The sequence below is a fragment of the Streptomyces sp. NPDC007856 genome (assembly GCF_042868225.1).
In the GTDB taxonomy this organism is placed as follows: domain Bacteria; phylum Actinomycetota; class Actinomycetes; order Streptomycetales; family Streptomycetaceae; genus Streptomyces.
Genome location: NZ_JBIAEC010000073.1, coordinates 1 through 5,750, shown reverse-complemented (window position 1 = coordinate 5,750; position 5,750 = coordinate 1). Strand labels below are relative to the sequence as shown.

Annotated in this window: 8 protein-coding genes; 2 read left to right on the top strand and 6 right to left on the bottom strand. The window is 67.0% G+C overall.

The window, feature by feature from the left end:
- Positions 1–24 precede the first annotated feature (24 nt).
- On the top strand, positions 25–411 hold the full coding sequence (locus ACFYOH_RS44300) for a transposase (RefSeq protein ID WP_388637921.1): 387 nt from the start codon (positions 25–27) through the stop codon (positions 409–411).
- Here ACFYOH_RS44300 and ACFYOH_RS44295 read toward each other — a convergent pair.
- The 3 genes from ACFYOH_RS44295 to ACFYOH_RS44285 all read right to left on the bottom strand — a co-directional run bounded on the left by ACFYOH_RS44295 (position 356) and on the right by ACFYOH_RS44285 (position 2,338).
- Complete coding sequence (locus ACFYOH_RS44295; RefSeq protein WP_388637912.1) at positions 356–916, bottom strand: CGNR zinc finger domain-containing protein; 561 nt, start codon at positions 914–916, stop codon at positions 356–358. The two genes, ACFYOH_RS44300 and ACFYOH_RS44295, sit on opposite strands and share 56 nt — an antisense overlap.
- A gap of 77 nt (positions 917–993) precedes the next feature.
- Positions 994–1,188, bottom strand: coding sequence for a hypothetical protein (locus tag ACFYOH_RS44290; protein ID WP_351214895.1), 195 nt, complete (start codon positions 1,186–1,188; stop codon positions 994–996).
- An 88-nt stretch (positions 1,189–1,276) separates the two neighbouring features.
- Positions 1,277–2,338, bottom strand: coding sequence for an alpha/beta fold hydrolase (locus tag ACFYOH_RS44285; protein ID WP_388637909.1), 1,062 nt, complete (start codon positions 2,336–2,338; stop codon positions 1,277–1,279).
- A gap of 688 nt (positions 2,339–3,026) precedes the next feature.
- Here ACFYOH_RS44285 and ACFYOH_RS44280 point away from each other — a divergent pair.
- Positions 3,027–3,335 (top strand): integrase core domain-containing protein, encoded by a 309-nt coding sequence (locus ACFYOH_RS44280; RefSeq protein WP_388637918.1) that lies wholly within the window; start codon positions 3,027–3,029, stop codon positions 3,333–3,335.
- A 443-nt stretch (positions 3,336–3,778) separates the two neighbouring features.
- On the opposite strand, the gene ACFYOH_RS44275 is transcribed toward ACFYOH_RS44280, so the two are convergent.
- The 3 genes from ACFYOH_RS44275 to ACFYOH_RS44265 all read right to left on the bottom strand — a co-directional run bounded on the left by ACFYOH_RS44275 (position 3,779) and on the right by ACFYOH_RS44265 (position 5,572).
- Complete coding sequence (locus ACFYOH_RS44275; protein ID WP_388637906.1) at positions 3,779–4,417, bottom strand: IS3 family transposase; 639 nt, start codon at positions 4,415–4,417, stop codon at positions 3,779–3,781.
- A 289-nt stretch (positions 4,418–4,706) separates the two neighbouring features.
- On the bottom strand, positions 4,707–5,108 hold the full coding sequence (locus ACFYOH_RS44270; protein ID WP_388637903.1) for a hypothetical protein: 402 nt from the start codon (positions 5,106–5,108) through the stop codon (positions 4,707–4,709).
- Positions 5,109–5,167: 59 nt separating this feature from the next.
- Entirely contained in the window at positions 5,168–5,572 is a 405-nt protein-coding gene (locus ACFYOH_RS44265; protein WP_388637915.1) for a transposase, read from the bottom strand.
- Positions 5,573–5,750 lie beyond the last annotated feature (178 nt).

The following is a 5,750-nucleotide window of genomic DNA, read 5'->3' as shown; positions in this document are numbered from 1 at the left end:
CGCTCTACCAGGAGCCCCGTCGCCGTGACCTGCGCTTCCCCGAAAATCCCGGATCCCGTTGACAACCGCGGATCGGCCTTAACTCCGTGGTCTTGCAAATACCCGGACGAGCTCCGTGAGCGGGCTGTCCGCGAGGTCCGCACCACGGGCCGGCCGATCGCGCACGTCGCCAGGGATCTGGGCGTCCACAAGGAGGCCCTGCGCGGCTGGGTCCGCCAGGCCGAGGCCGACGCCGGCCTCTTGGCGGAGTCCGACACCGGTATCGAACACCTCCGCGGGGCGGCGGAGACGGAAGACGAGGCTGCAGTACGGAGCGCATCGTCTCGGGCCGCCTTGGCCGACGACGGAGGTCGAGTCAGTGGGACGCCGTGGGCGTGGTCTTCTTGCGGGCGCGGTAGGCGGCCGCCTTGATCCTGTTGCCGCAGGACTCCATCCCGCACCACTGCCTGCGCATGCCGCGCGAGCGGTCGATGTAGGTGCGGGTGCACTCGGGGTTGCCGCACTCCTTCAGCAGGGGCACGTCCGGCCCGCTCAGCAACTCGACGGCGTGCCGCGCCACCGTGGAGAGGGCCTCTTCCGGTGTCGCCTGCGTCCATCGCCCCGCCGGGGTGAGCTGCGGCACCGCGGCCGGCTTGCGGGCGGCGTTGTTCACCACGGTCAGTGCCGCCCCGTCGTACTCCTCCCCCAGCCGGCGGGCGGTGACCAGCCGGTAGACGGCTTCCCGTACGGTGGTCGCCTGCTCGACGTCGGCCTCCCCGCAGGGGGAGACCGCGTCGACAATGCCGGACTCCACGTACCACGCGTCCAGCCTGTCCGGCGTCGCGAACATCTCGAAGCGCACCGAGCGGCGGGCCCGGAGCGTCGCGGCGAAGTCGAGTGCCGGGTTTCCGCAGACGAAGACATGGTCGAGGTTCACATCACCATCCTGACCGGTTACTGCCGTGCCTTGCAAGATTCGTCATCTGCCCGCGGTGTCCGCTCGACGACTCCGGCTTACAGGCCCAGGTCGGCGGCGAGGCAGGAGAAGGACATCCACGATCCCTCAGGGTCGTAGGCGTACCGCGTCGGGTCGTTCGGCGTAGCCGTCTTCTCCTCGACCATGTCCTCGTAGCGGATGCGCTCGGGCAACGTGCCGAACCGCGCTCGGCGTGCCGCCGCAGCAGTGTCCGTGATGTTCTGGCTTTCCATGGTCGAACTCCGTTCGGTCTGGGCGGAATGGGCCCGCTCCCCCCTTGGTCCTCCTGTCAGGAGGGCGACCAAGGTTGACGATGCCGCGTCAGAAGTGGTCCACGTCGATGACGGCCTGGGCGAAGGCGGTGGGTGCCTCCTGGGGCACGTTGTGGCCGATCCCCGTCAGGGTGCGGTGCTCGTACGTGCCGGTGAACCTGTCCCGGTAGGAGGCGCCGTTGCCCGCGGGGGTGAAGGGATCGCGCTCGGCGTCCAGGGTGATGGTGGGCACCTGGATGACCGGCCGCGTGGCCAGCTGCTTCTCCAGTCCATTGTAGCGGCGCTCGCCGTCGGCGAGGCTCAACCGCCAGCGGTAGTTGTGGATGACGATGGCCGCGTAGTCGGGGTTGTCGAAGGCCGCGGTGGTGCGCTCGAACGTGGCGTCGTCGAAGTCCCATGTGGGGGAGACGGTGTCCCAGACGAGCCGGGTCAGGTCGTGGCGCAGGGTCTTGTCCTCCATGGCGAGCCGGCCGCGCTCGGTGGCGAAGTAGTACTGGTACCACCAGGCGTACTCGGCTTTGGGTGCCAGTGGCTTCAGGTTGGCCTCGCGGTTGGTGATCAGGTATCCGCTCACCGACACGAGAGCCTTGCAGCGTTCGGGCCACAGCGCCGCGATGATGTCGGCGGTGCGCGAGCCCCAGTCGAACCCGGCCAGCACGGCCCGCTCGATCTTCAGGGCATCCATCAGGGCGATGATGTCGAGGGCGATGGCCGACTGCTGGGCATTGCGGAACGTCCGCTCGGAGAGGAAACGCGTCGTGCCGTGGCCGCGCAGATACGGGACGATCACCCGGTACCCCTCCGCCGCCAGCAGCGGGGCGACGTCGGCGTAGCTGTGGATGTCGTACGGCCAGCCGTGCAGGCAGATGACCGCCGGACCGTGGGCGGGGCCCAGTTCGGCGTAGCCGACGTCCAGCAGGCCGGCCCTGATCTGCTTCAGCCGCGGAAACGTGGTGTGCGCGCCGGGGGTGACCGTGGGAACGGCTGGCGCCGGGGATGCGCTCCGGGGGGCGGCGGACGCGGTTTGCGTGCCCTGTAGGCGGAGCAGTGAAACGGCGGCCGCGCCGGTGCCCACTCCAAAGGCCTTGCTGAAGCCACGCCTGCTGATCATGTCAATCCTCCGCGCTTTCAGGTGTGCCGGCTTGCGGCACGACTGACTGTCACATGAGATGCATCACCAGTCAAGCAGGTGACGTAGACCTGTTGGTCCATACCCTGTCTCCGCGGCAACATGCTGCTGACATCCGCCAAGTGACGGACAATGCCTGGGTCATCCACTACGTAGATCACCGCCTGGAACAGCAATGCAAGAGGGTGCCCTGTCAAAACGTTCGATCAACGAAGTGGAGACAGTCATGGCAGTCGGACACACAGCCGTCGTTCGCGTCGACGGAGACGGCCGCAAACGGCGGCCGCGGCCGAGGACGGATTCTGCGCTCTGGCCATCCCGAAGGAACTGTGGCGCCGACAACGCCACCAAGCCCGAGCAACGGTTCCCGGCGGGCCGGGCAGCCTGTTTCCCGGTGCCGCCGCCCATCGGATCTGCCCCTGCTCCAAGGCCCCGCGCAGCAACATCCCGGTTCACCGTCCACACCACCGCTGTCGGGTGAGGACCTGTACACGACGCCACGCTGTCTGCGCGCAGGTGTGCCATCACAGGCGGGCTCGGTGTCGGTGGCGGCTGCACCGGTTGGGCCGGGGCAGGACGCGTTCAGCGTCGCGTTGGGGCGCGGGCAGGATCAACAGCCTGAGCAGACACGGAAGTTCGTGGCAGGTGACGGGAACGAGGTCGGACGTTCATCGGCGGGGGTATCGCGTTCGAGGACGGCGGTGACGACCACTGGCATTTCCGCGGACGCCTACGCCTTCAGGAGCAATATCGACCGGACCAGGGTCACGCCCACCGGCACACCTTCGCCACCCGCACCGAGGCCCGGCTGAAGACCGCGACGTGGATCGCGGACTTCTACAACACGAAACGCCGTCACAGCGCGGCCGGCGGGAAGCCACCCGTCGAGTTCGAACGGGATCATCCAGGAGGCACGAGCCCGGACCGATCAGGAAGGCCGGGCCGCATAACCAACATCTCTACGAAACCCGGGGATTGACACCCTCACCCCGGTTATCCCCCGCAACCAGAGACCCGCTCCACACCTACCTCACCCGAACACGCCACTACCCAGGCCCCGTCCACGACCACGCCCCACAGCTACTGCCGCGGCAGGCAACGTTTGCCCGTCAAGGAGCGGCGTCCGGTGCGTGCTCTCGGCGTGCCGGCCGGAGGCCCTCGCACTGGACGTACTTGGGCTTTCGGCCGGTGGGGCGTGAGTGCGTGCAGGGTGTTGCGATGGGGCGAACGTTGCCTGTTGCGGCACTACCTACAGACGGACCATTCCAACGACAACAACACCAAGATCAATCCCACACACCAACAAAACCCCTGGTCAACACCCCGAACAACTAAACCAAACACCCACCACAACACCCCAGAAGACCACCGACAACCACCCCCACCCACTGAAGTTCCCCCTTGATCTCGGACAGCGGATGGTTACGCTGCGGGGGCGAGGTCTTGCGTTGTCAGAGCCCTGGTCTCGACCGGGGTGACGTACCCGTAGACCGGATGCTTGCGCAGGCGGGTGCGGTTGTATTCGACCTCGATGAAACGGAAGACGTCGGCGCGGACAGCCTCGTGGGATTCCCAGACGGTGGTCCCGATCTCCGCTTTCAGTAGTCCGAAAAAGCTTTCGGCGGCCGCGTTATCGTAACACGAGCCGGTTCTGCCCATACTCTGTCTCAGCCCCAACTCCCTTATTGTCTTTCGGTATTCGTGTGAGGTGTACTCCGAGCCGCGGTCCGAGTGCGCAATGCAGCCCTCTTTCAGAGCGCCTCGACCGGCAGCCATCTTCAGCGCATCGACCACAATCTCGGCGCGGTGGTGATCGGCCATCGCGTACCCGACCACCTCACGGGTGGCCAGGTCGATGACCGTCGCGAGATACCACCAGCCGGCGAGGGTCGGCAGATACGTGATGTCCGAGACCAGCCTGTCTCGCTGACGAAGGAGCAGGCGTCCCTGTACGAGGCGCTGGTGCGTGAGTCGCTGGCGGCGATCGGCGAGGCGGACGGAATGGCCCGGCGCGGCCTGGTGATGAAGCTGCTCACCGGCCTCAAGCAGGTCTGCAACCACCCAGCGCAGTACCTGAAAGAGAAGAACACGAAGCACTGTCGCCTCACCGATCGCCGCTCACCAGCCCTTCATCAGCGCACGCGCGCTGAGATGGTCCCACTGGCGCAGACGACGCCAAGCCGTCGCCCGCCGCTGCCACTATCAGCGGCGGCTTCACACGATCGAGGGGCGGTCCGGGAAAGAGAACACAGGCCGGCAATCAGCCCACTACACTCACCCAAACCGCCCCTGAACAGGGAAAACGTCAAAGTGCTGCTGGAGTACTAATACTCCAGTGCGGTTTCGTGATCTATCCAGAAGGTTCGTTGGCGGACCGCCGTCGGTAGTGGCTGCGGCGGGCTGTTGCCTGGTGGCGTCTGCGCCGGGTGGACCAGTGCAGCAGCCTGGCCGCGGTCACGGCCGGTGGGTCGAAGACGGCAGCGAGCAGATGGCGGATCTCGGGGACAGTCAAGGTGATCAGGTCGTTGCTGCGGGCTGGGTGGTGCGGGTCGGCGGGCCGGTTGGGGGCCGCGCTGGCGGCGACGGCGGTCAGGAAGGCCAAGGCGAACATGGCGAGCGTGATGTGCCGGTGCCATGAGGTCCAGTGCCTGACCTGGTAGTGATCCAGGCCAACCTGGCTCTTGGCGGCCTGGAAGCACTCCTCGACGCTCCAGCGGACACCTGTGACGCGGACCAGCTCGGACAGCGTCACCGTGGTTGGTGACCAGCACAGATAGAAGGCGAGTTCACCACTGGTGCGGTTGCGGCGGATCAGCAGATGGCGGTGGGTGTCGCTGCCGATGTGGATCCAGGCCCAGTCGTAGTAGCGCGGGCCTTCGTCCCGGGGCCGGCACTGTGCCGTTGCCAGGCCGTGGCGGGTAGACGCTGGGCGAGGACATCGGCGCGGGCAGGAATGCGGCCGTGATTGATGCGGACCCGAGTGGAACAGGCGACGGCCAGCACGTAGCCGATGCCGCGCGGCTCCAGGGCAGCCCACAACTGCGGGTCCTGGCCGTAAGCTTCGTCGCCGGTCACCCAGGAGGCGGTGATGCCAGCGTCCAGCGCGGCGCCGATCATCTCCTCGGCCAGGCAGGGTTCGGTCGCGAACTGCACCGTCTGGGGTATCCCCGCCGCGTGGCGACGCTCGTCATCGGTGCACCACGAGTGCTCGGACAGGTAGAGCCGGCGGTCGATCAGGGCCCGCCCCGGCTGGTGGCCAGGGCGAGGAACACGCCGACCTGGGAGTTCTCGATGCGTCCCGGGGCCTGTTTCTGAATAACTGTCAGGGTTGATCTTTCGGATGGTCCTCGTCAGGCAAGCGCACTCGAAGCTGTTCGAGGGTCCGGGCGGGCGA